Source organism: Bradyrhizobium sp. LTSPM299 (assembly GCF_000938235.1).
Classification (GTDB): Bacteria; Pseudomonadota; Alphaproteobacteria; order Rhizobiales; family Xanthobacteraceae; genus Bradyrhizobium.
In genome coordinates, this window is sequence record NZ_JYMU01000046.1 from 16,295 (window position 1) to 38,322 (window position 22,028).

Annotated in this window: 22 protein-coding genes; 11 read left to right on the plus strand and 11 right to left on the minus strand. The window is 63.7% G+C overall.

Annotated features, from left to right (window positions below):
* Nucleotides 1-67 precede the first annotated feature (67 nt).
* Together UP10_RS22135 and UP10_RS22140 are read left to right on the plus strand one after the other, a co-directional pair.
* Nucleotides 68-538 (plus strand): hypothetical protein, encoded by a 471-nt coding sequence (locus tag UP10_RS22135; protein ID WP_044589390.1) that lies wholly within the window; start codon nucleotides 68-70, stop codon nucleotides 536-538.
* Nucleotides 539-611: 73 nt separating this feature from the next.
* Entirely contained in the window at nucleotides 612-899 is a 288-nt protein-coding gene (locus UP10_RS22140) for a DUF1330 domain-containing protein (RefSeq protein ID WP_044589391.1), read from the plus strand.
* A 171-nt stretch (nucleotides 900-1,070) separates the two neighbouring features.
* Here the strand turns inward: UP10_RS22140 and UP10_RS22145 are convergent, their stop codons facing one another.
* The 5 genes from UP10_RS22145 to UP10_RS22165 all read right to left on the minus strand — a co-directional run bounded on the left by UP10_RS22145 (nucleotide 1,071) and on the right by UP10_RS22165 (nucleotide 5,646).
* Nucleotides 1,071-1,775: an ABC transporter ATP-binding protein gene (locus tag UP10_RS22145; RefSeq protein ID WP_044589392.1), complete on the minus strand. Its 705-nt coding sequence runs from the start codon at nucleotides 1,773-1,775 to the stop codon at nucleotides 1,071-1,073.
* A complete protein-coding gene (locus tag UP10_RS22150) occupies nucleotides 1,768-2,544 on the minus strand; it encodes an ABC transporter ATP-binding protein (protein WP_044589393.1) in 777 nt (258 codons plus the stop codon). The genes UP10_RS22145 and UP10_RS22150 overlap by 8 nt, the downstream gene beginning before the upstream one ends.
* Nucleotides 2,544-3,485: a branched-chain amino acid ABC transporter permease gene (locus UP10_RS22155; RefSeq protein WP_044589394.1), complete on the minus strand. Its 942-nt coding sequence runs from the start codon at nucleotides 3,483-3,485 to the stop codon at nucleotides 2,544-2,546. Before UP10_RS22155 ends, UP10_RS22150 begins: the two co-directional genes overlap by 1 nt.
* A 3-nt stretch (nucleotides 3,486-3,488) precedes the next feature.
* Nucleotides 3,489-4,361, minus strand: coding sequence for a branched-chain amino acid ABC transporter permease (locus UP10_RS22160; RefSeq protein ID WP_044589472.1), 873 nt, complete (start codon nucleotides 4,359-4,361; stop codon nucleotides 3,489-3,491).
* A gap of 106 nt (nucleotides 4,362-4,467) precedes the next feature.
* On the minus strand, nucleotides 4,468-5,646 hold the full coding sequence (locus tag UP10_RS22165; protein ID WP_156180208.1) for an ABC transporter substrate-binding protein: 1,179 nt from the start codon (nucleotides 5,644-5,646) through the stop codon (nucleotides 4,468-4,470).
* A 152-nt stretch (nucleotides 5,647-5,798) separates the two neighbouring features.
* Here UP10_RS22165 and paaG point away from each other — a divergent pair, with 152 nt between their 5' ends.
* Entirely contained in the window at nucleotides 5,799-6,590 is a 792-nt protein-coding gene (paaG, locus tag UP10_RS22170) for a 2-(1,2-epoxy-1,2-dihydrophenyl)acetyl-CoA isomerase PaaG (protein WP_044589395.1), read from the plus strand.
* A gap of 57 nt (nucleotides 6,591-6,647) precedes the next feature.
* The gene (gene paaZ, locus UP10_RS22175) at nucleotides 6,648-8,726 is read left to right on the plus strand and encodes a phenylacetic acid degradation bifunctional protein PaaZ (RefSeq protein ID WP_502692235.1); all 2,079 of its coding nucleotides are present in this window, start codon (nucleotides 6,648-6,650) and stop codon (nucleotides 8,724-8,726) included.
* 16 nt (nucleotides 8,727-8,742) lie between these two features.
* Here paaZ and UP10_RS22180 read toward each other — a convergent pair whose 3' ends face one another.
* Nucleotides 8,743-9,402, minus strand: coding sequence for a TetR/AcrR family transcriptional regulator (locus UP10_RS22180; protein ID WP_044589396.1), 660 nt, complete (start codon nucleotides 9,400-9,402; stop codon nucleotides 8,743-8,745).
* Between the two features lie 312 nt (nucleotides 9,403-9,714).
* On the opposite strand from UP10_RS22180, the gene UP10_RS22185 reads away from it, so the two are divergent.
* The 5 genes from UP10_RS22185 (at nucleotide 9,715) to UP10_RS22205 (ending at nucleotide 16,035) form a co-directional block, all read left to right on the plus strand.
* A complete protein-coding gene (locus UP10_RS22185) occupies nucleotides 9,715-11,289 on the plus strand; it encodes a tannase/feruloyl esterase family alpha/beta hydrolase (protein WP_044589397.1) in 1,575 nt (524 codons plus the stop codon).
* A gap of 394 nt (nucleotides 11,290-11,683) precedes the next feature.
* On the plus strand, nucleotides 11,684-12,793 hold the full coding sequence (locus UP10_RS22190; RefSeq protein WP_044589398.1) for an ABC transporter ATP-binding protein: 1,110 nt from the start codon (nucleotides 11,684-11,686) through the stop codon (nucleotides 12,791-12,793).
* Nucleotides 12,794-12,879: 86 nt separating this feature from the next.
* Nucleotides 12,880-13,926 carry an ABC transporter substrate-binding protein gene (locus UP10_RS22195; protein WP_044589475.1) on the plus strand — a complete coding sequence of 349 codons (1,047 nt, stop codon included), beginning with the start codon at nucleotides 12,880-12,882 and terminating at the stop codon, nucleotides 13,924-13,926.
* A gap of 19 nt (nucleotides 13,927-13,945) precedes the next feature.
* Complete coding sequence (locus UP10_RS22200; protein WP_044589399.1) at nucleotides 13,946-15,208, plus strand: ABC transporter permease; 1,263 nt, start codon at nucleotides 13,946-13,948, stop codon at nucleotides 15,206-15,208.
* Nucleotides 15,205-16,035 (plus strand): ABC transporter permease, encoded by an 831-nt coding sequence (locus UP10_RS22205; RefSeq protein WP_044589400.1) that lies wholly within the window; start codon nucleotides 15,205-15,207, stop codon nucleotides 16,033-16,035. The genes UP10_RS22200 and UP10_RS22205 overlap by 4 nt, the downstream gene beginning before the upstream one ends.
* 9 nt (nucleotides 16,036-16,044) lie before the next feature.
* Here UP10_RS22205 and UP10_RS22210 read toward each other — a convergent pair whose 3' ends face one another.
* Together UP10_RS22210 and UP10_RS22215 are read right to left on the minus strand one after the other, a co-directional pair.
* Nucleotides 16,045-17,613 carry a GMC family oxidoreductase gene (locus UP10_RS22210; RefSeq protein WP_044589401.1) on the minus strand — a complete coding sequence of 523 codons (1,569 nt, stop codon included), beginning with the start codon at nucleotides 17,611-17,613 and terminating at the stop codon, nucleotides 16,045-16,047.
* Between the two features lie 152 nt (nucleotides 17,614-17,765).
* Nucleotides 17,766-18,155, minus strand: coding sequence for a hypothetical protein (locus tag UP10_RS22215; protein ID WP_044589402.1), 390 nt, complete (start codon nucleotides 18,153-18,155; stop codon nucleotides 17,766-17,768).
* Between the two features lie 189 nt (nucleotides 18,156-18,344).
* Here UP10_RS22215 and UP10_RS22220 point away from each other — a divergent pair, with 189 nt between their 5' ends.
* Nucleotides 18,345-18,716 (plus strand): DUF4118 domain-containing protein, encoded by a 372-nt coding sequence (locus UP10_RS22220; RefSeq protein WP_044589403.1) that lies wholly within the window; start codon nucleotides 18,345-18,347, stop codon nucleotides 18,714-18,716.
* A 62-nt stretch (nucleotides 18,717-18,778) separates the two neighbouring features.
* On the opposite strand, the gene UP10_RS44490 is transcribed toward UP10_RS22220, so the two are convergent.
* Complete coding sequence (locus UP10_RS44490; protein WP_156164624.1) at nucleotides 18,779-18,919, minus strand: hypothetical protein; 141 nt, start codon at nucleotides 18,917-18,919, stop codon at nucleotides 18,779-18,781.
* Nucleotides 18,920-19,088: 169 nt separating this feature from the next.
* Here UP10_RS44490 and UP10_RS22225 point away from each other — a divergent pair, with 169 nt between their 5' ends.
* On the plus strand, nucleotides 19,089-19,289 hold the full coding sequence (locus UP10_RS22225) for a hypothetical protein (protein ID WP_044589404.1): 201 nt from the start codon (nucleotides 19,089-19,091) through the stop codon (nucleotides 19,287-19,289).
* 300 nt (nucleotides 19,290-19,589) lie between these two features.
* Here the strand turns inward: UP10_RS22225 and UP10_RS22230 are convergent, their stop codons facing one another.
* Together UP10_RS22230 and UP10_RS22235 are read right to left on the minus strand one after the other, a co-directional pair.
* On the minus strand, nucleotides 19,590-20,126 hold the full coding sequence (locus tag UP10_RS22230) for a hypothetical protein (protein WP_044589405.1): 537 nt from the start codon (nucleotides 20,124-20,126) through the stop codon (nucleotides 19,590-19,592).
* A 125-nt stretch (nucleotides 20,127-20,251) separates the two neighbouring features.
* Complete coding sequence (locus UP10_RS22235; RefSeq protein WP_044589406.1) at nucleotides 20,252-21,796, minus strand: acetolactate synthase large subunit; 1,545 nt, start codon at nucleotides 21,794-21,796, stop codon at nucleotides 20,252-20,254.
* Nucleotides 21,797-22,028 lie beyond the last annotated feature (232 nt).

Consider the following 22,028-nt stretch of genomic DNA (forward strand, 5'->3'; position numbering starts at 1 on the left):
CACGAGCCGAGCGTCTTCCTTGGTCTTTCAAATCGCCGCAAGGGCATCAGCCATCAGGGAGCAACACATGTCCACGATTCACCTCCATCAGAGAACCACGTTGACGCCCGAGCAATACGTCCGAGGGCTCACCGATTTCGGACCAGGACGTTCGAAGCTTTTTGGCAATAGCGCCGATGAGTACCTCAAGGTGCATCGCAGGAGTCACACGGGAGCCGACGTCACGGAGGGCTCTGGCGGGATTTGGGAACGCCTGCACTACGATTGGTCCGATCTCAACCGCGTTGTCCTAACGACGACCGACTCCAACGTCTGGGGCGGGGCATCGAGCCACACCTACACCTTCACGCGCCAGCCAAATGGCACCACCGATATTGACGTGGCTGTCATTCGGGAGGGCAAGAACTTGAAGGGACGAATGCTGGCTTTCGTACTCGGAACGATCGGCAGGCGCGTGCTGGAGAGGGCCTTCGAAAACTCGGTCAAGGCTATCGAAGCGCGGAACGCCGCGAGGCAACCTGCGCAAAGCGCGGCTTAATTATGCGGCGAGGAGGCACGTCGCACGCTGAGCGTTTGCTTGGCGACTAGTTGAGTCATAAGAGGAGTCCTAGATGAAAGCCTACCTGATTGTAACGTTGACGGTCCACAATGAAGCGATGTTTGCAGAGTACCGAAAGCAAGCAGGGGACACGGCCAAACCGTTTGGAGGTCAGTTTCTCGCTGCTAGTGGCAAGGCGACAGTGCTCGAAGGTCAGTGGGAGCATCCCGGCACCGTGATCGTTGAATTTCCGTCACGAGAATCCGCTGAACGCTGGTATGAATCGGCCGCCTACCAAAAGATAATTGGTCTTAGACTTAAGAGCACGAGCGGCAGTCTGGCTGTTCTGGACGGAATTTGACAAAACACCTGCGTGCGACCGGTGGCGCCGCAATTCCGCTTAAGGCCGACCCGCAACGCTGAAAGGCCGGTGTCGATTGCTGGCCATAGTTTTGTCGGAGCCACTCGCCTGCTTTGACCCTACCGCGCGGTGCGCGACGCTGACGCGCGAGGCCAAGTTCCGCGTGCCGTCCTACTCGAATCCCAAATACGCGTTCTTGACCTTGGCATCGGACAGCAGCGCCGAGGCTTTGTCGGAAAAGGCGATCCGGCCGGTCTCGATCACGTAACCCCGATCGGAGATCTCGAGCGCCGCCGCCGCGTTCTGCTCGACCAACAGGATCGTGACGCCATCGGCGCGCAGCGCCACGATCGCGGCAAGGATCTGATCCACGAGCAGGGGGGAAAGCCCGAGCGACGGCTCGTCCAACAGCAGAAGCTTCGGCTTGCCCATCAGCGCCCGCCCGATCGCCAACATCTGCTGCTGTCCGCCGGATAGCCCGCCGGCGAGCAGCTGCCGCTTCTCGTGAAGCACCGGAAACATCGCGTAGACCCGCTCACGATCGGTCTCGATCTGCTGGTCGCGCCGCAGATAGCCGCCGAGACTGAGGTTGTCCTCGACGCTCAATGGACCGAAGACGTGCCGGCCTTCCGGCGATTGCACCACGCCGCGCTTGACGCGGGCGTGCGCGGGCAGTCGCTCGATCCGTTCGCCAAGAAACGTGATTGTCCCGGCCGTGATCGGTTGCACGCCAGACAGCGCGCGCATCAGCGTCGTTTTGCCGGCGCCGTTGGATCCGATCAGGGCCACGACCTCCCCGGCCGCAACCTTGAGAGTCACGCCCTTGAGCACCTCGATGCGCCCATAGGCGCTGTGCAGGCCATCGATCTCAAGCACCCTGCACCTCCCGCGCGCCGCGGTTGCCGAGATAGGCTTGATGGACGACGGGGTTCTCGCGCACTTCGGCGGGTGTTCCTTCGGCAAGAAATCTGCCGCGATCCAGCACAAGAATGCGGTGCGAGATTTTCATCACGAGCTTCATGTCGTGTTCGACCAGCACGACCGCGATCCCTTTCTCGGCGACGCGGCAGATCAGCCGGTCGATCTCCTCGGTCTCGACCGCGTTGCATCCGGCGGCCGGCTCATCGAGCAGCAAGACGCGGGGGCCGGTGGCCAGCGCGCGTGCGATCTCGAGCCGCTTGCATCCGCCGTAGGAGAGGTCGCCAGCAATGACATCCGCCTTGTCGCGAAGACCGACCTCTTCCAGCAATTGCAGCGCGGCGTCCCGTGTCTCGCGGTTCTGCCTTCCGACCGACGGCAGCCGCAACAGGTCGGCGAACAGAGTGCTGCGTTCCTGGAGGTGGCGGCCGACCATGACGTTCTGCGCCACGGTCATGCGCTGGAATATCTGCAGGTTCTGGAAGGTGCGCGACAGGCCGCGGGCCGCGAGTGCCTCCGGCGCGAGGCGCGTGACGTCCTCTCCGCACAATTCGACGGATCCCCGGCTCGCGACATAGACGCCCGATATCACGTTGAAGAGTGTCGTCTTGCCGGCGCCGTTCGGGCCGATGACCGTCAGAATCTGTCCCGCGTTTGCCGCGAAGCTGACGCCCTCGATCGCCTTCAACACCCCGAACGATATGCCGATGTCCTTGACAACAAGCATTACCGGGCCCTCGCGAGCAGCTTCCACGCCATCGGAACGATGCCGTCCCGCATGAAGACCATCGAAACGATGATGATGAAGCCCAACATCAGGTTCTCGTAGTCCTGGAACACGGTGAGCGCCTGCGGCAACACGACAAGCACGGCCGCGCCGACAATGCTGCCGACGACGGAGCCCAGTCCCCCAAGCACCACCATCGTCACCAGTTCGACCGAATGCTGGAAGCCGGCCAAATCGGGATTGACGAACCCGTTCATCATGGCGAGCAGCGAGCCCGCGATCGAGGCGTAAACGGCGGCGATGACGAAGGCCCGCAGCTTGAGCCGGGCAACGTCGATGCCGACGACCCGCGCCGCGACTTCGCTGTCGTGCAGCGCGAGAAGCGCCCTGCCCGTCGGCGTATCATCGAGATTGAGCGCGATCCACGTTCCCACCAGGAGGAACGCGGCAGACAACCAGTACCAGGCGTAGGCGGTTCCAATGCGCCAGCCGAACACGGTCAATTTGGCAACCGGCATGCCGTCGGGGCCGCCGGTCCAGCGACTTTCTGTCGTGAGCACGAGCGCGACCAGCACGCCGAACCCGAGCGTCCCAATCGCAAGATAGTGCCCCTTCAGGCGAAGGATCGGCCTTCCGACCAGATAGGCCAGCGCCGCCGAAATGCAGGCGCCGGTCGCAAGCGCCGCCCAAGAAGGCAGACCGAAATGGCTGGGTCCGATCGCCGCCGCATAGGCTCCGATACCGAAGAAGGCGGCGTGACCGAGACTGACCTGGCCGGCCTTGCCCATCAGCACGTTCAACCCGATCGCCGCGAACGCGGACACCCAGACCAGCGAGGCGACCCGAAGGTAGTAGCCCGACGGAAAGGTGAGCGGCAGAATCGCGACGACGATCGCGAGCGCGGCGACGATCGCATATCGATTGTTGAGCACAGCAGCCACCGCCTAGACCCGGTCCACGGTGCGCCGCCCAAGCAGTCCCTGCGGCATCGCAAACAGGACCAGCAGGATCATCACGAATGCGAACCCGTCCTTGTATGTTGAACTGACGTAGCCGGCGCCCAGGGTCTCGAGCAGCCCGAGCAGCAGGCCGCCGACGACCGCGCCAAGCGGATTGCCCATTCCGCCCAGCATGGCTGCGGCAAATCCCTTCAGCGCCATCATCGTGCCAACGTCGTAGCTGGTCAGCGTGATCGGCGTGACCAGGATGCCCGCAAGCGCGCCGATCGCCGCCGAGCCGCCGAACGCCAGCGCCATGATCGTGGCCGTGTTGATCCCCACCAGGCGCGCAGCGAGCCGGCTCGCCGATGTCGCCAACACCGCCTTGCCGAGCAGCGTCCTTTCGAAGAACACGTAGAGCAGCAGGACGGTCACCGCCGTCCCACCCAGGACCCAGAAGCTCTGCGGCTGGATCGCCGCGCCGAGCACGCCGATCGGGGCGTCACCCGAGAAGGACGGCAGCTTGTGGAATTGCTTGTCGAATGCGACCTGGGCTGCCCCCTTTAGGAAGATCGAGGCGCCGATCGTGATGATGATGAGCGAGACCGCTGAGGCGCCTCGCGCCGGGGCTATCGCGAGCCAATAGAGCAACAATCCAACGCCGACCGCAACGCATACGGCGATCAGCGCGGCAATCGGCAACGGGACTCCCGCGGCCGAGGCGAACACCGTCACCATTCCGCCGAGCATCACGAATTCGCCCTGCGCGAAATTGACCACGTCGGAGGCGTTGTAGATCAGGGTGAAGCCGAGCGCGACCAGCGCGTAGACCGCGCCGACCGTAAGTCCGGAGAAGAAGAACTGCAGGAACTCAGGCATGCTCGAATAACGGCCCTCTGTGCCAATGTGACGCCGCGAGAATTCGCGGCGCCGGCGACGCATTGATAGGCGTATTGCAAATATCGTTGCGCGCCTCGAAGACCCGTCAGCTTCCGGATTGGATCAGCGTCCAATCCCCACCCTTTATCTCGAGCATCCGGAACGCCGTAAGGTCGAGACCGAGGTGGTCGGTCGGGGACATCGTCACGATTCCTCCTGTTCCGACGAAGCCCTTGGTCTTCTCGATCTCGTCGCGGATCTTGTCGGAATCAGCGGAGTTGGCGCGCTTGATCGCGTCGACCAGAATGAAAAGACCGTCATAGGCGTGACCACCGAACGTGGACACCGGTTGCTTGGCCGAGGCCTCGTAGGTCTGCTTGTAGTCCACGACGATTTTCTTCTGCGGATCGCTGTCGGGCAACTTGTCCCCGACCAGAAGCGCCGCGGCCGGCAGCCGGACGCCATCGGCCGCGGGGCCCGCAAGCTCGATGAAGCTCTTCGAAGCGACGCCATGGCTTTGGTAGAGCGGCGTTGCCGACATCCCCAGCTGGGCGTAGTTGCGGGTGACGATTGCCGGTCCTTGGCCAAAGCCGGGATTGATGACCGCCTGGACCCCGGCGGTGTTCTTGATCTTCGTCAACTGCGCCGTCATGTCGGTGTCGCGCGGACCGTAGGTCTCGTCTGCGACGATTTGGATGCCATAGGTCCCCGCGACCTTGAGACACTGCACCCGCATCGAGGTGCCAAAACCGTCGGTCCCGGAGATCACTGCGATCTTCAGGAGACTGCGCTGCTTGAGGTTCTCAAAAATCTTCTCGCAGGCCATCTTGTCCGTGTGCGGCGTCTTGAAGACGTACTTACGGACGGGGTCGACGACCTCGATGGCGCCGGCAAGCGAGATGAACGGCACCTTGGCCTCCTCGAAGACGGGGATCATCGCCATCGTCGTGCCGGTGGTCGAGCCGCCTACCATGGCAGACACCTTGTCATCCTCGACAAGACGGGTCGCGAAGGTGCGCGCCTTGCTGGCGTCGCCGCCGTCGTCGTACACGATCAGCTCGATCTTCTTGCCGGCGACCCCGCCGGCGGCGTTGATCCTGTCGACGTACATTTTCAGCGTCTTGTCTTCGGGATCTCCCAGGAAGGACGCAGGCCCACTAATCGAAAGGACGGCGCCGACCTTGACCGTATCCGCCGCACGGGCCGGACCCATCGCGATCGCAAGGGCGGAGACACCCAGCAGGCAGCCGACCGCACGCCGGCTCAGTTGATCCAGATACCGCATGCCGTGAATCCCTCCCTTGTCGAGGTCCGCCCGATCGCGCCCCCGCACATATTGTTGATGGGGATAATTATAATTGACCGACCGGATGGTCAATAGTAATTCTCTGGCGGACCTTAGATCGCAGCCGTCAGAAGCTGCAGCGGGAGGCGAACATGCAGAAAGACCTCGTACTGACTGATTTCAGGGACGGATATCGCGTGCTGACGCTCAACCGACCCGACCGACTCAATTCCTTCACCGCCGAAATGCACACCGCGCTTTTTGTCGCACTGACCGACGCGGAGCATGACAAGGCCTGCCGTGCCGTGATCCTGACCGGTGCGGGACGCGGCTTCTGCGCCGGCCAGGACCTGTCCGACGGGGTGTTCACGCCAGGCGAGACGCCGGATCTCTCGGTTCCGATTGCGAAGTACTACAACCCGCTTGTGCGCAAGCTGCGCAATCTGCCGATGCCAGTAATCTGCGCGGTCAATGGCATCGCCGCGGGCGCCGGCGCCAATGTCGCGTTCGCGTGCGATATCGTGATCGCCGCGCGCTCCGCCAGATTCAGTCAGGCCTTCGCGAAGCTCGGCCTCGTCCCTGACTCCGGCGGAACCTGGTTCCTGCCACGCCTCATCGGCGGTGCGCGGGCACGCGCGCTGGCGCTTCTCGCCGAGAGCATTCCCGCTGATAAGGCCGAGGCCTGGGGCATGATCTGGAAGATGGTCGATGATGCCGAGCTGATGACGGAGGCCCATCGGCTGGGTGCCTATTTCGCCCGCCAGCCCACCGATGGTCTCGCGTTGATCAAACAGGCTTTCGACGCCGCCGAAACCAACAGCCTCGATGCACAACTCGATCTCGAACGCGATCTTCAGGGCCGGGCCGGCCGGAACTCCGACTACGCGGAAGGCGTCAGCGCCTTCCTGGAAAAGCGTTCTCCGAACTTCACCGGACGGCTATAATCGACCCGCTGGAACAGCATCGGTCTCACCGCACACTTAGACCAAGGAATAACTTCAATGACAAAGCCTCAAACCAACAGCGCGCTGCCGAGCCAGGCGGCGGAGGACGTCATAAGGCTCGAGAGCTTCATCGGCGGAAAATGGTCGACCGGGCAGGTTCACACCGAGGTGCGCAGCGCCGTCACCGGCGACGTGGTCGCGCTCGCAACCAGCGGCGGCTTCGACATGCGCGAGATCCTTGCCTATGGGCGGACGATCGGCGGCCGCAATTTGCGGAAGCTGACCTTCCATCAACGGGCCGCCATGCTGAAGAAGCTTGCCGAGCATCTGTCCGCGCACAAGGAGGTGCTTTACAAGCTTTCGTTCCAGGCCGGCGCCACACGGACGGACGCCTTGATCGACGTCGACGGCGGTATCGGCACATTGTTCGCGTATGCCGGTAAAGGCCGCCGCGAGCTTCCGAACTCAAAATTTCTGATCGACGGGAACATCGAGGTGCTCTCCAAGGGCGGCACCTTCGCCGGCGAGCATGTGGTGATGCCGCTCCGCGGCGTGGCGGTCCACATCAATGCGTTCAACTTCCCCTGCTGGGGCCTGCTCGAAAAGCTCGCGCCTGCCCTGCTCGCCGGCGTTCCAATCGTCACCAAGCCCGCGACCGTCACGTCCTACGTCGCGCATGAGCTGATGCGGACCATCGTCGCATCCGGCATCCTGCCCGAAGGCGCGTTGCAGTTCGTCGTCGGCTCGACCGGAGACCTGTTCGATCACCTCACCTGCCAGGACGTGGTCTCCTTCACCGGTTCGGCCGACACCTCAGAGAAGCTACAGCGGCATCCGGTGATTTCGCGCGAAGCCGTCCGGTTCATTGCGGAGAGAGACTCGCTCAACGCCGCCGTTCTCGCGCCGGATGCAGCGCCCGGAAGTCCCGAGTTCGACCTGTTCGTCAAGGAAGTGGCGAAGGAAATGACTGCGAAGGCCGGGCAAAAATGCACCGCGATTCGTCGTGCGCTGGCGCCGGCGGCGCATATCGATGCCGTCGTGGCGGCGCTGCGCGAGCGGCTGTCGAAGGTGACCGTCGGCAATCCCGAACTCGCCTCGGTCAGAATGGGGCCGCTGGTGGGCCTCGCCCAACGACACGACGTGCTGGCAAATCTGGTGAAGCTGCGCACGGAAGCCGAACTCGTGGCCGGTGATATCGATCACTTCCGTCCGATCGATGCCGACGCCTCGCGAGGCGCCTTCCTGCCTCCGATCCTCCTGCACTGCGCCAATCCGCGAGCTGCGACCGCCGTTCATGAGATCGAGGCCTTCGGCCCGATCTGCACCGTCATGGGCTACGACGACCTGGACGACGCCATCGCGCTTGCAAACCGCGGCGGCGGCAGTCTCGTCGCCTCGGTGTATACCCACGACACAGCCACCGCCGCCGAACTCACATTCGGCATCGGCAGCTTCCACGGCCGTATGGTCTTCATCGATCGTGACTGCGCCGCGGAGCAGACCGGCCACGGGTCGCCACTTCCGCAAATGGTCCACGGCGGTCCGGGCCGAGCCGGCGGCGGCGAGGAGCTCGGCGGCATCCGCAGCCTGCAGCACTACATGCAGCGCACCGCGTTGCAGGGATCTCCCGCGATGCTTGCTGGGGTGACTGGTCGCTGGTCCAAAGGCGCTCCCGTGCTCGAGGGCGATCTGCATCCCTTCCGCTATCATTACGATGACCTCGATATCGGCCGGACCTTCATCTCGAAAGAACGGACGATCACCCTGGACGACGTCGAGCACTTCGCCCACTTCACCGGCGATACTTTCTACGCGCACATGGACGAGGAAGCGACCAAGGGACATCCCTTCTTTCCGGGCCGCGTCGCGCACGGATATCTGCTGCTGTCGTTCGCCGCCGGTCTGTTCGTCGATCCCGAATACGGACCGGTGTTGGCCAATTACGGCCTCGACTCCTTGCGCTTTCTCAAGCCGGTCCAGCCCGGAGAGGCCATCAAAGTCAGGTTGACCGCGAAAGAAAAGGCTCCGCGCAACAAGCAATATGGCGAGGTCCGCTGGGACGTCGAGATCACGACGGGGACAGGAGAAACCGCTGCCACCTACGAGCTCCTGACGATGAACGCGATGCGGACTTAATTTAGGGAGACTGCCGCTAAAGCAGCTCTTTCTGCCGACCTTTGCTCGTCGACTTGGACTTGCCGTTCGATCGCGAGACCGCCGCAGCAGCGTCGGCGGCGCCGGCCAGGACGAGGCGCGTGACGAAGTCAGCATATTCCGCCCGCGTCATCGGGCCGCCTTCGCGGAACCAGAGATAGTGCCAGTTCAGCATGCCGAAGACCGTCATGGTGAGCGGCTTCAGCACACGCTTGTGGCTCACACTTGGTCGCGCGGCGGCAAGCGCGGCGGCGAGAATGTCGACGAGAACCCTTTCCCTCGCCAACAAGGGCTGCTGCTTTTCCTTCGGCAGCAGCTTAAGGCTGGCGATCTGCACCTGATGCTCGGCATCGGCGTGTCGGTATTGCTCGAGCAGGGTCGATATGATCGTCTTCAACCGCGCCTGGGGATTGGCAGTCGCGTCGTCGGCCTTCTCGACGGCCGCGACCAGCTTTTCGAGATGGGCGGACAGGATGTCGAAGAGAATCGCCTCCTTATCCGGATAATAGTGATAGAGCAGCGCCTTCGACACGCCGCAGGCATCCGCGACCGTGTTCATCGAGGTTCCGACGTAGCCCGATTCCGCGAACAGCTGGGCCGAACGATGCAGGATCAGGCGACGCTTGTCGTCGTAATCCTTCGCGCGGGAGCGGGCCATATATCCTATTCCGTTGTCTGCCAAATCGGCGTGTGCAGATCGGCCTGTGATTGATCTCTGATCTAGATCAATAAGGGCGATTTTACAAATCAAACACCGGTAAGTCCCGGCACACGACCTGACCGAAGCAGCCTATGGACCGACCGCGTTTTGGCGGCCGCCCAGCCCCAGAAGCGTTTCATCTTCGCGCAACACTTGCCGCCTCTCCACAGCGCCAAGCAAAAACTCCTTGCATTGACCGACCGGACGGTCAATCTTAGCGGTACAAACGGCCTCCTCGCTGGGGACCGAATTCAAACAGGGAGGGTACCAATGAGCAGACAAGGACTGCGCGCGACCTCAGCTCACTTTGCACCGACCAGGCTCGCATTCGCGGGATCGCTGCTGACGACAACCATTCTCGGCGCAAGCCAGGCCTTCGCGACGACCCCCTGTGCCGGTCTTACGTCCCTCAATATCCCGAACACGACAATTACCAGCGCCACTGCGGTCGCCGCGACCGGCGCGACGCCCGCCTACTGCAACGTGCTCGCCACCGTCGCTCCGCAGACCGACATAGAGGTGCGGCTGCCGGTGAAATGGAAGGGCCGCTATCTGCATCTCGGCGGCGGCGGCTTCGACGGCACGATCGCGCAAAACGCGCCCGCGTCGTACAACGTGAATCTGCTTGCTGATGGCTACGCGATCGGCGCCTCGAACGGCGGGCACCGCGCGTCGCAGTATCCCGGCCCGACCTTCGCCGGCAACCAGCAACTCGTTCTCGGATATGCCTACACCGCGATCGGCGACACCGACACCGTCGCCCGTGCCATGATCCGGGCCTATTACGGCAGGCCGGCAAGCTATCGGTATTTCGACGGTTGCTCGAACGGCGGCAAGAACGCGTCCGTCGCGGCCTCGAAATTCCGGCAAGACTACGACGGCGTGATCGGCGGTGACGGTGTCTGGGGCCATGCGGACGAGCGCGTGGGCGGCGGCGACATGGCCGGCCTGACAGCCGTCTGGGCACGTGTCGTCAACGTCACGGGCTCCTTCAATCTCGCAACCTTCCCGGCGAAGTTGACGGCGCTCTACAACGCGGAAGTCGCAAAGTGCGACGCTCTCGACGGGATTGCCGACGGCATCATCTCCAATCCAGGCAAGTGCCAGTTCGACCCGGCGGTGCTGGCGTGCCCGGCGGGCGTCGATACGCCGGCATGCCTGACGCCAACCGAGCTCACGGCGGTCAAGACCCTGCAGAGCGATCTGCTGCTCAATCACGAGGTGATCGGAGCGCCTTACGGCATCGGCAACCTCGTGAGCGGGCTGAGCGCGGTGCTCGGAGGCGGCCAGGGGCTCGGCCAAGGCTTTCTGGCCATGGCTTACAACAACCCGGCCTTCACCATTTCGAGCTTCAACCTGCAGCGGGACTTCTCGTTCATCTCGAACCAGTTCGGCCGGGTTGACGACATGACGGGTTCGTTGTTCGGCGCCGCCCGATACGTCAGCGATGGCGGCAAGCTGATCGTCTGGAGCGGCGGCGAGGATGCGCTCGTTCCAGTCGCCGGCTCGGTTCGATTCGTCGAGCGCCTTCGGGAAGTCGTGGGCGATAGAGCCAGAGACAATTTGCGTCTGTACACCCTGCCCGGCGTCAACCATTGCGGCGGAGGCCCCGGTGCCGACACCATCGATCTGCTGACGCCGATCTCCAATTGGGTGGAGAACGGCGTCCCGCCGCGGAACCTGATCGCCTCGAAACTCAACCCGGCCGGCACGGTGACCTTTACGCGACCTCTCTGCCCATTCCCTCAATGGGCCAAGTACACCGGAGGCAACAGCAACAGTGCATCGAGTTTCACTTGCATCAAACCTGACGGGGACGACAGGCACGCGGGGTGGGACCGCTAGTTGCGGTACGATCGGGCCGAGGCGTATGACATGATGCGCCTCGGCTGGTTCCGGAGAAGAACATCTGCTCTCTCACCAGGCCGGCCCGCCTCCGCGTCAACATACGGGACGCGCCAAGCGTCGATGGAATTTCCCGAGAAGCGTTTGCGCGAAGCAGTATGGCTGTGCGCCGCTGGTATTCTCGGCGGACGGTGCTAAGCTGTTTCTCGCCAGTCTGGACCAGGAGCTGACGGCGCTGTAGCGGACCCACCTGCTGTTGCGCATGGTCTTTGCGGGTTGATCACGTATTGGACGTAGCGCTCGTGCACCGTCATAAAGTCGACGCCGCATCTTCTGGAAATCCTCGCTGATGCTAGTCCCGACCTGGAGCTCATCGACGGGACGGGAGGAAGGTATGGACGGCGGCATGGTCACATCAGCGCCGGCGTTGGTGCGCTTTGCCGGCATTCAGAAGACCTACGACGGCGAACACCTCGTGGTGAAGAACCTCGACCTCGACATCGGAAAGGGCGAGTTCGTCACCCTGCTGGGTCCTTCGGGCTCGGGCAAGACGACCACGCTGATGATGCTGGCGGGCTTTGAGGTTCCGACCCATGGAGAGATCTACCTCGCTGACCGGCCCATCAAGAACATGCCGCCGCACAAGCGCGACATCGGCATGGTCTTCCAAAACTACGCCCTGTTTCCGCACCTGACGATCGAAGAGAACGTCGCCTTCCCGCTGTCCGTCCGCAAGGTCAACAAGGCGGAGGCGCAGGAGCGCGTGCGGACGGCGCTACGCATGATCAAGCTGGAAAACCTGGCGCACCGGCGGCCCGGGCAGCTGTCCGGCGGCCAGCAGCAGCGCGTGGCGCTCGCGCGCGCGCTGGTTTTCAACCCGCAGCTCGTGCTGATGGACGAGCCCCTGGGCGCCCTGGACAAGCGCCTGCGGGAGCAAATGCAACTCGAGATCAAGCAACTGCACGAGACCATGGGCATCACCGTCGTCTACGTGACCCACGACCAGAGTGAGGCGCTCACCATGTCCGACCGCATTGCCGTGTTCAACGACGGCATCGTGCAGCAGATCGACAAGCCCAGCACACTATACGAGCACCCGGTCAACAGCTTCGTCGCCAACTTCGTCGGCGAGAACAACGTGCTGGCCGGCACCGTCGAAAATATCGAACAGGGATATTGCCGCGTGGCGCTCGCCTCCGGCGGCTCCGTGATGGCACAGGCGGTCAACGTAACAGGCGCAGGCGCCACCACGTCGCTGTCGGTGCGACCGGAGCGGGTCTCCATCCTGATGGACGACGAGGCCAGCGACGGGCCGAACCGCCTGCGGGCCACGGTGCACAGCACCATCTATCTCGGCGACCACGCTCTGGCCGTGCTCGCGGTCGCCGGCAACGGGGAGTTCATGGTCAAGCTTCAGCCGGGCGCGCATGGCGGCCTGAGCCATGGTCAAAGCGTGTCCATCACCTTCCGTCCCGAAGATTGCCTGGCCCTTGATCCCGTATGATCGAATGCTGCAGTCCGCCCCCGAGCGATCGGGCCGGGACGCATCCATTTCCAAGATGCAACTCGCATGAAGAAGGAACCAAGACGATGCCGAAGCTTAAGATAGCGCTGGGATTCGCCGCGACGTTCACCGCCGGCATTGCGCTGGCCACGGCCGCGCAGGCGCGTGACCTCACCGTCGTGTCGTGGGGCGGTGCGTACCAGGATGCCCAGAAGAAGGTTTATTTCGAGCCGTTCAGGAAGGCCGGTAGTCCGATGAACGACGAGTCCTGGGACGGCGGCATCGGCGTGCTGCGCGCCAAGGTGCAGGGCGGAGCCGCCACCTGGGATGTGGTCCAGGTCGAGAGCGACGAACTGGCGGTTGGCTGCGAGGAAGGCCTGTTCGAGAAGATCGATTATTCGAACATCGGCAGCGAGGCCGCTTATCTGCCGGCGGCGGTCGATCCCTGCGGCATTGGCGCCATCGTGTACGATTTCGTGCTCGGCTACGACAAGGACAAGCTGAAGGACGCGCCGACGAGCTGGGCCGACTTCTTCGACACCAAGAAGTATCCGGGCAAGCGCAGCCTGCGCCAGGGTCCAAAGACCACGCTGGAGATTGCCCTCATCGCTGACGGCGTCGCGCCGAAGGACGTCTACAAGGTGCTGGCCACCGACGAGGGCATCGAGCGCGCCTTCAAGAAGCTGGACACCATCAAGAACGACATTGTCTGGTGGAAGGCTGGCGCCCAGCCGCCGCAGCTGCTCGCGTCCGGCGAAGTGGCGATGACGTCGGTCTACAACGGCCGCATCGATGCCGCCAACAAGAGCGAGAAGAAGAACTTCGGCATGGTTTGGAACGGAGCGCTCTACACCATCGACAGCTGGGTGATCCTGAAGGGCAGCCCGAACAAGGACGCCGCCTACAAGTTCCTGGACTTCGTCGGCAAGGCCGAGAACCAGGCCAAGCTGTCGGAGAACATTGCCTACGGTACCTCGAACAAGGATGCCGCAGCTCACCTGCAGCCGGCCGTTCTGAAGGACCTGCCGACTGCGCCTGATAACATCAAGAACGCGGTAGAGATCAACGTCATCTTCTGGCTTGAAAACATCGACCGCCTGACCGAGCGCTTCAACAAGTGGGCTGCGAAATAGCGCGCGCAGGGCTCAACCGATGGCGGAAGCGTTCCTGACCAGCGCCGATGCGCCGACCGGGGTGCCGCTCAAGCGGCGCCTGAAACGGGCGGAGCGGGCGCACCAATTCAAGGCACTGGCGCTGATCCTGCCGCTCCTTCTGTTTCTGCTGTTCACTTTCCTGGGTCCCATCGCCGGCATGCTCTGGCGCTCGGTCGACGATTGGGAGGTGGGTAAGGTCCTGCCCCAGACCGTGGCTGCGCTGGCCGACTGGGACGGCAAGGACGTGCCCGACGAAAAGGCCTACGCGGCGCTGGCTGATGACATCCAGGCCGCGCGTGCCGCCGGCACCGTCGCCATCGCATCCAAGCGGCTGAACTACGCACTGAATGGCTTCCGCACCATCCTGGCCAGCACCGCGCGCAACCTGAAGGCCGCGCCGGAGCCGGGCACGGCCAAGGAGACGCTGGGCAAGATCAACCCGGCGTGGGGTGAACGCGCCACCTGGACGGCGATCAAGGGCGCCAGTGGCCCGATGACCAGCTTCTATCTGCTGGCGGCGCTCGACCTGACCCGGAACGTGGATGGTGGGATCGTCGCAGCCCCGCCGGATCAGGCGATCTACCGCGACCTGTTCGCCCGCACCTTCACCATCAGCTTCGGCGTCACCGTGCTCTGCCTGATCCTGGGCTTCCCGGTCGCCTACCTGCTGGCGGCACTGCCGCCCGGCCGGTCGAACCTGCTGATGATCTTCGTGTTGCTGCCGTTCTGGACTTCGCTCTTGGTGCGGACCTGCGCCTGGATTGTGGTATTGCAGAAAGAGGGCGTCGTGAACGACAGCCTGCGCTGGCTCGGCATCATCGACGAGCCGTTGCGCCTGATCTACAACCGCTTCGGCGTCTATGTGGCGATGACCCACGTTCTGCTGCCCTTCATGATCCTGCCGCTGTACAGCAGCATGAAGGCGATCTCGCCAGCTTACATGCGTGCCGCCGCGTCGCTCGGCGCGTCGCCCGTCAGCGCCTTCCTGCGGATCTACCTGCCGCAGACGCTGCCGGGCATCGGGGCGGGATGCCTGCTCGTCTTCATCCTGGCGCTTGGCTACTACATCACGCCCGCACTCGTCGGCGGCGCCCCCGATCAAATGATCAGCTACTTCATCGCCCTCTACACAACCGAAACGGTCAATTGGGGCTTGGCCTCGGCGCTGGGTGCGGTGCTGCTGCTCGCCACCCTGCTGCTGGCCGCCGTCTACGGAAAACTGGTCTCCGGCCAGCAAGTCACGGGAGGAATGAAGAATTGAGCGGCCTCCCTGCTCTCCGCACGCCCAGCCAGCGCATCGCGTGGACCACGACGATCGTTGCCTCCACGCTGGTGTTCTTCTTCCTGATGGCGCCAATCCTGGCGATCATGCCGCTGTCCTTCAGTTCCGGCTCCTACCTGACCTATCCGCTGCCAGGCCTCTCTTTACGATGGTACGAGGACTTCATCGGCTCCCCGCGCTGGATGATGTCATTGAAGAACAGCATGATCATCGGCGTCGCCGCGACCGTTCTGTCCATGGTGCTCGGCACGCTGGCCGCACTGGGCCTGGCGCAGTGGAAGAGCAAGTTCAAGCCGCTGGTGCTCGCGGTCGTGCTGTCGCCGGTGGTCGTGCCTGGAGTCATCACCGCGGTCGGCTTGTACTTCTTCTTTGCCCCGATCGGGTTGACCGGCAGCTACCTGGGTTTGATCCTGGCCCACACCGCGCTGGCGACGCCCTTTGTGGTGATCACGGTCGGCGCGACGCTGCAAAGCTTCGACATGAACCTGGCGCGTGCCGCAGCCTCGCTCGGCGCCTCGCCGCTCTACGCCTTCCGCCGGGTGATCCTGCCGCTGATCCTGCCCGGCCTGGCGTCGGGCGCGCTGTTCGCCTTTGCGACCAGCTTCGATGAGGTGATCATCGTGCTGTTCATGGCCGGACCGGAGCAGCGCACCTTGCCCCGCGAAATGTTCAGCGGCATCCGCGAGAACATCAGCCCGACCATCACGGCGGCGGCGGTGATCCTGACGACGGTGTCAGTCATCCTGCTCGCCACCCTGGAAGGCTTGCGCCGGCGCAACGAACGGCTGAAGGGCAACAGCGCCTGATCGGCGTCCTTACCTCGCTCCGCTTAACCGATCCGCCATGCGCTCGGCGATGGCAACCGTGGTCAAATGGGTGTTGGCGCGTGGGACTTCCGGCATGATCGAGGCGTCGATCACGCGCAACCCCGTGCATCCGATCACCCGGCACTCGGGATCGACGACCGAGCGCGCGTCGTCCGGCGCGCCCATGCGGCAGGTCCCGCTCGCGTGCTGCGCGTCGCTGCACTCGGCAAACAGCCAGTCATCCAGTTCGGCGTCGCTGAACGGCTCGTCCATCGAGCGTCCGCTGGCGCCGTAATCGACGCGGTGAGCGATATCGGTCACTCCGGGCTGCAGGCAGATATCGCGCACGCGGCGGACGCCGTCGCGCAGGCGCACCAGATCGCTGGGGTCGGACAGCATGCGCTCCTCGACATCAGGATCGACCTCGGGGTCGACGGTGGTGATGCGGACGTGGCCCTGGCTGAAGGCCTGATAGACGGAGACCGCGATGCGCCCCAGCGTGACATCAGACATCGATTGCGGCGAGCGGGCGAGATTGCCTGCGATCATGATCATGTCGTTGTCGCCGGCGCCTGCGAGGCCGGACGAGTAGCGAAGGCAGCAATTGGTGTGCCGGTGCATCGGCGTGCTCACCTGGCTGCCGTCGCGCAAATGCAGCAGTGCGCTCACGATCGGATGGTCGAGCAGGTTCTCGCCCACCGGCAAGTCCGCGCGGATCGGGATGCCGAGCGTCTCCAGCAGGGCTGTGGGCCCGATGCCGGAGCGTTGCAGGATGGCCGGCGAATGGATGGCGCCGGCACAGAGGATCACCTCTTGCGTCGCGCGGGGCGTGTAGGATTGGCCGTTGACGCGGACCTGGACGCCACTGGCGTGCAGCCGGTTGCCCTCGAAGGCGATGGTGTCGACCAGGGCATGACCGACGATGTGAAGGTTGGCGCGGCCGCGCGCCGGCTCCAGATAGCCGTCATTGGTGGAGATCCGAAGTCCGGCCTCGCTGTTGATGGCGTAGGGCGAGACGCCGGTGCCGGTCGGCGCGTTGTGATCCTCACACCAGCCGTAGCCGAGGGTGAGCGCGGATGAGCGCAAGGCACGGTCGACATCGCCCCAATCCGGGATCGGAGCGCGATACACCGGGATCGGACCGCGATCGCCGTGATAGGGCGCGTCGGGGAAGTTCTTGTCGGCTTCGAGCTTGCAGAAATAGGGCAGGATCTCGTCCCAAGACCAGCCGGTGCAGCCCTCGGCCGCCCAGCGGTCGATGTCGTCGGGCACGGCGCGGATCGCGATCTGGCCGTTGATTGTCGAGCTGCCGCCCATGGCGCGGCCGCGCCAGAGCAGCAGCGGCTGCTGCCGCTCGGTGCGTCGCGCCAGGAGCTTCGGCCAACGGAAGTCGTCATCGCCGATGGCGCGCATCGGGTTCGGGATGCGGATGTGGTCCGGCGTGGTCGCGGTGCGCAGATCCTGCCCGGCCTCGAGCAGCAGAACGCGATGCGCCGGGTCTTCGCTGAGGCGCGCGGCCAACGTCGCTCCGGCGGAACCTCCGCCGATGATGATCGTGTCGTAATCGTGTTCAATCACGTCGGGTCACTTCCACAGCCTGAGCTCGTTCCAAGGAGAGGGGCGTAATGTAGCAAGGCCAGCCATGGCACCTATGGGCCAATTTGGCCGCAACCAATTGATATAACATGATTTTTCAGACGACCATCATCGCTTGATCAGGTGAGCCAGGCCTACGGATTGTGGTTCACACGGGAGAGGTGATGGTGCTGTGACGCTGACGGCGCGGATGGGCGCCGGTTGAGTTCGCCGAGGAGGCCGCGGACGGCGCCGTCGAATTCATCGGGCCGGACTGTCTGATCGGCCTGCTGCCTGCCGTGCGGCTGCTGCCGGCGTCGGCCGGACAAGTCGTCATTCGCGGCGACGAGAAGGCGCTCGAGATTGATGGCGTCAGTGCGCTCCGCACCGGCAACCAACGGCGCGGGCTCGCGCGGTTGCGACTGGGCTGGCGGAAGATCGCCGCGCGCTATCCTGCGCCGGCGGCGCGAGATCATCTCACGCCAGCCATATCCCGTGCCGACCCCGATACCGAAGACGATGACAATGATTAGAAGTCCCAGCATTGCTTTGTCCCACACTCACCCTGCCGCATTGCAATAAGCCGACAATGAAGGCGGAGAGTTGACCGTCGACGCCCGATTTTGCAGCGCGGTGACCGTGTTGGATCCGCGCCCACCCGCGGAGTCCTACGGTCTTTTATTTGAGGTCCTCCTCGGCTACCTTCCGGGAACTCGGGGGGCCGGGGGAACTGAATGCGCAAGAGCAATGACTACATTTTGAGGTTGCAGCCGTGGTCGTTGTCGACGTTCGTCGCGGCGCTGCTGATCGTGATATTGACCACCGCGATGCAGGAAGTGTTTGCGACCTTCGGCATGCAGCTTTATTTCGCAGGCTTCGTGCCCGCGATCCTGATTGCGGGCCTGCTCGGCGGCGCGCCTGCCGGGGCTTTTGCCACTATCATCACGATTCCGATCGTGATCTGGGCATTCATGCCGCCCTACTTTGAATTCTCCTGGCCGACCGCAGCCGATTACGACAGCATCTCGACCTTCCTGCTGTCGAGCGCGCTCGTGATCTCTTTCTCGCAGCTCTATCGCGAAGCGATCGTTATTCTGCGGAAGTGAACCCGCCGACGGGCGGCCTACCGGCCGCCAATCGAACGCGGGCGCTCCGGAAGCGAGTTCCCTCAGATCCCGAACATCCAGACCGCGACGATGGTCGCGAGCGTCGCCACCCCGCTGATGGTCCATCCGGCGGCGTAGAAGGCGTCGTCGGGAGCGGTGTCGAGCATCGCGTCGGTCGTTTCCGTCATCGATCGCCAGCGCATGGCGCGTCTCCTCGGAAATCCTGCCCATCAGCACAACGCCGATCGAAGTTCCCGGTTCCACGCATTCTGACGACGACCCGCTGATCACGGACACCTGATCAGTGAAAGCGGAACCTGCGACATTCTGTCCCGTTGAGGCGCGCCGGAAAGAAAATGGGAGAACCATCCGATGCGAACTCTGATCCTCGCCGCCACTGCCCTCGCCTTTGTGTCGTCCAGCGCATTCGCGCAGGACAAGGCCGCAGCACCCGCTGCACCAAGCAGTGACACGGCAGCCAAGAGCGATACGACCAAGATGGCGCCGAAGAAGGCGAAGAAAGCGGCCAAGAAGTCGAGCACGAAATCCGGCGACGAGGCGACCAAGCAATAAAGAAGAGCCGTCGAACGTTCGACGATCACGCGACAGGCCGCCCGTTGGGCGGCCTCTTGCCGTTCTGGCCCGCGACGTCGCCGGCGAGTGCCGGGCCGTTGAAGAACGGGCTCTTGAATTGAAGTGCGGAAGGGGGAGCGAAAGAGAAGCGGAACCGGTGATCTCACCGCTATTCGATCGTTCTTAAAAATGACCACCAGCCCCTTTAATTGCTCCACCTGCCGCGCCTTCAGTTGTGGCGCGGAGGCGACGGCGGCGCATGATCCAAACGGGCTATCACGGCAGACTCGCGCATTGAACTTAATGCTGAGCGCCATCGTCCCGCGTCTCCATCAATCCGCTGACGCGCAGCCGCTCGGCAAACCAGAGCGAGGCCGGTCGCGCGATGCCGCCGCCGACATAGACCTCGGATGAGCTCACCCGGTTGCGTCCCAGCGTCACCAGCACGCCGGTCGCGAAGGCGAACCAGACATGCGGGTCGGTCAGCGCCCGCAGCTTGTGCTGATCATGCTCGATCGGCTGGTGGTTGTTGTCCCTGCGGACTTCGATGGCGAGCAGATTGTTGGGAATGTCGCGCTGATGCACCACGATGTCGGGATAGATCGACTTGCCGAGATGGTCGTCGGTCGAGACAACAGATCCGTGCGGCAGCCGCAGCGTGCGGTCGCCCAGCCGGTCGTAGTTGCAATCGACCTGCCAGCCGGAAAACTGCCGCTCGACATAGACCGCAAGACGGTGGGTGAGTGTCCGCTCGCCCAGATCGCGTTCCAGCAGGAAACTCTCCTGCGCGTAAAACTCCTGCAGCGCGGCGATCACCTTGTTCAGTTCGGTCTGCATGACATCTCCGACTGACAGCGCCGCCGCCGCGGCTATTGGAACCTTTTAGTTGAGCATGATCTCAGCACAAACGCTTCGCGTTTGTCGCAGGGGAAAACCGGTTCCCACTTTTCCGGATCATGCTCCTACATCTGCACTTCGATCAGCCGCGGTCCGGGCTCGGCGATGGCGTCCGCCAGCGCCTTGTTGAACTCGTCGGCGGTCGTCACGGCGCGGGCCGGCACGCCCATGCCCTTGGCGAGCGCGACGAAGTCGAGCGTCGGGCGATCGATCTTCAGCATGTCCTGCGCGCGCTTGCCCGGCTCGCCGGCGCCGACGCCATCGAACTCGCCGCGCAGGATCTGGTAGATCCGGTTGGCGAACACGATGGTGAGGACGTTGAGCCCTTCGCGCGCCTGGGTCCACAGCGACTGGATCGTGTACATCGCACTGCCGTCGCCGACCATGCAGATCACCTTGCGGTCCGGACAGGCCACCGCCGCACCGGTCGCGACCGGAGTCGAGTAGCCGATCGAGCCGCCCAGATTCTGAATCCAGTCGTGCGGGGCGGCGCCCGCCATCACCGGAAAGAAGCCGCGCCCGGTCGTGATGGATTCGTCGACCAGGATGGCGTTGTCGGGAATCGCCACGGCGATCGCCTGTGCGATCGACGCATGGTTCAAGGCACCGGTCGGCTTGACCAGTTCGACCGCCGCTTGCGGCTTCACATCGAAAGGCTTTGCGCCGACCGCCGAGGCCAGCGCCTCCAGCGCCGCCACCGAGTTCTCCCCGCTTGCGGTCATGCGATGGATCTCGCAACCTTCCGGCTTCAGCAGGCTCGGCTTGTTCGGATAGGCAAAAAACGCCACGGGTTCGTTGGCTTCGAGCAGAACGATGTGCCGAAAGCCCTTCAGCGACGCCTGCGCCAGCTCAATCACGTAAGGCACCCGGTCGATCGAAAACCGCCCGCGTCCGCGCGCCATCCTCGGGCTGGCCAGCGGACCCATCACCTTGCAGCCGGTCTTGCCGGCGATCTGCGCCGCCAGCGCCAGTCCCTGCTCGGTCACCGCGCTGCCGGTCATCAGCAGCAAGACCGGTTCGCCGCTGCGCAGCAGCTTCGCGGTATTCTCGACGGCCTGCGGAGAGTAGCTCTCACGCTGGGAGCCCACCGGCACCTGCGCCACGCCGTCGGCCTCGTTCCACGCGGTGTCGGCGGGCAGGATCAAGGTCGCAATCTGCGGCGGCGAACCGCTGGCGGCGGCGATCGCGGCGGCGCCGTCCCCGGCGACCGATTTCGCATCCGGCGAGGTCCGCACCCAGGCCGACATCGGCCGTGCCAGGCCCTCGATATCGGAGGTCAGCGGCGCGTTGTATTCGATGTGATAGGTCGCGTGCTGGCCGACGATGTTGACGACGCCGGAATTAGCCTTCTTGGCGTTGTGCAGATTGGCGAGACCATTGGCGAGGCCGGGCCCGAGATGCAGCAGCGTCGAAGCTGGCGTGCCCTTCATGCGGAAATAACCGTCGGCCGCCCCCGTCACCACGCCCTCGAACAGGCCGAGCACGCAACGCATGCCCGGGACCTTGTCCAGCGCGGCGACGAAATGCATCTCCGAGGTGCCCGGATTGGTGAAGCAGACATCGACGCCGCCTGCGACCAACGTCCGCACCAGGCTTTCCGCACCATTCATGCTCTCGCTCCCTTCAGAGATGTTCTTGAGATCGGGCTCAGATCAACCATTGTTCGTCCACTTCGTCAAAGGTTTAGCCGGGCAATGCTGGTATCGCTTACGGTCTGTTGCCTTTTAAACCGTGTTGTCTGAAAGTGCCTGATGTCACGGCTTCGTCGCTTGCGAAAGGCCGGCAATTGTGGCCTCTCTGGTAGATACTTGATGGTTCGCCGAGGACGATAACGATGCGACC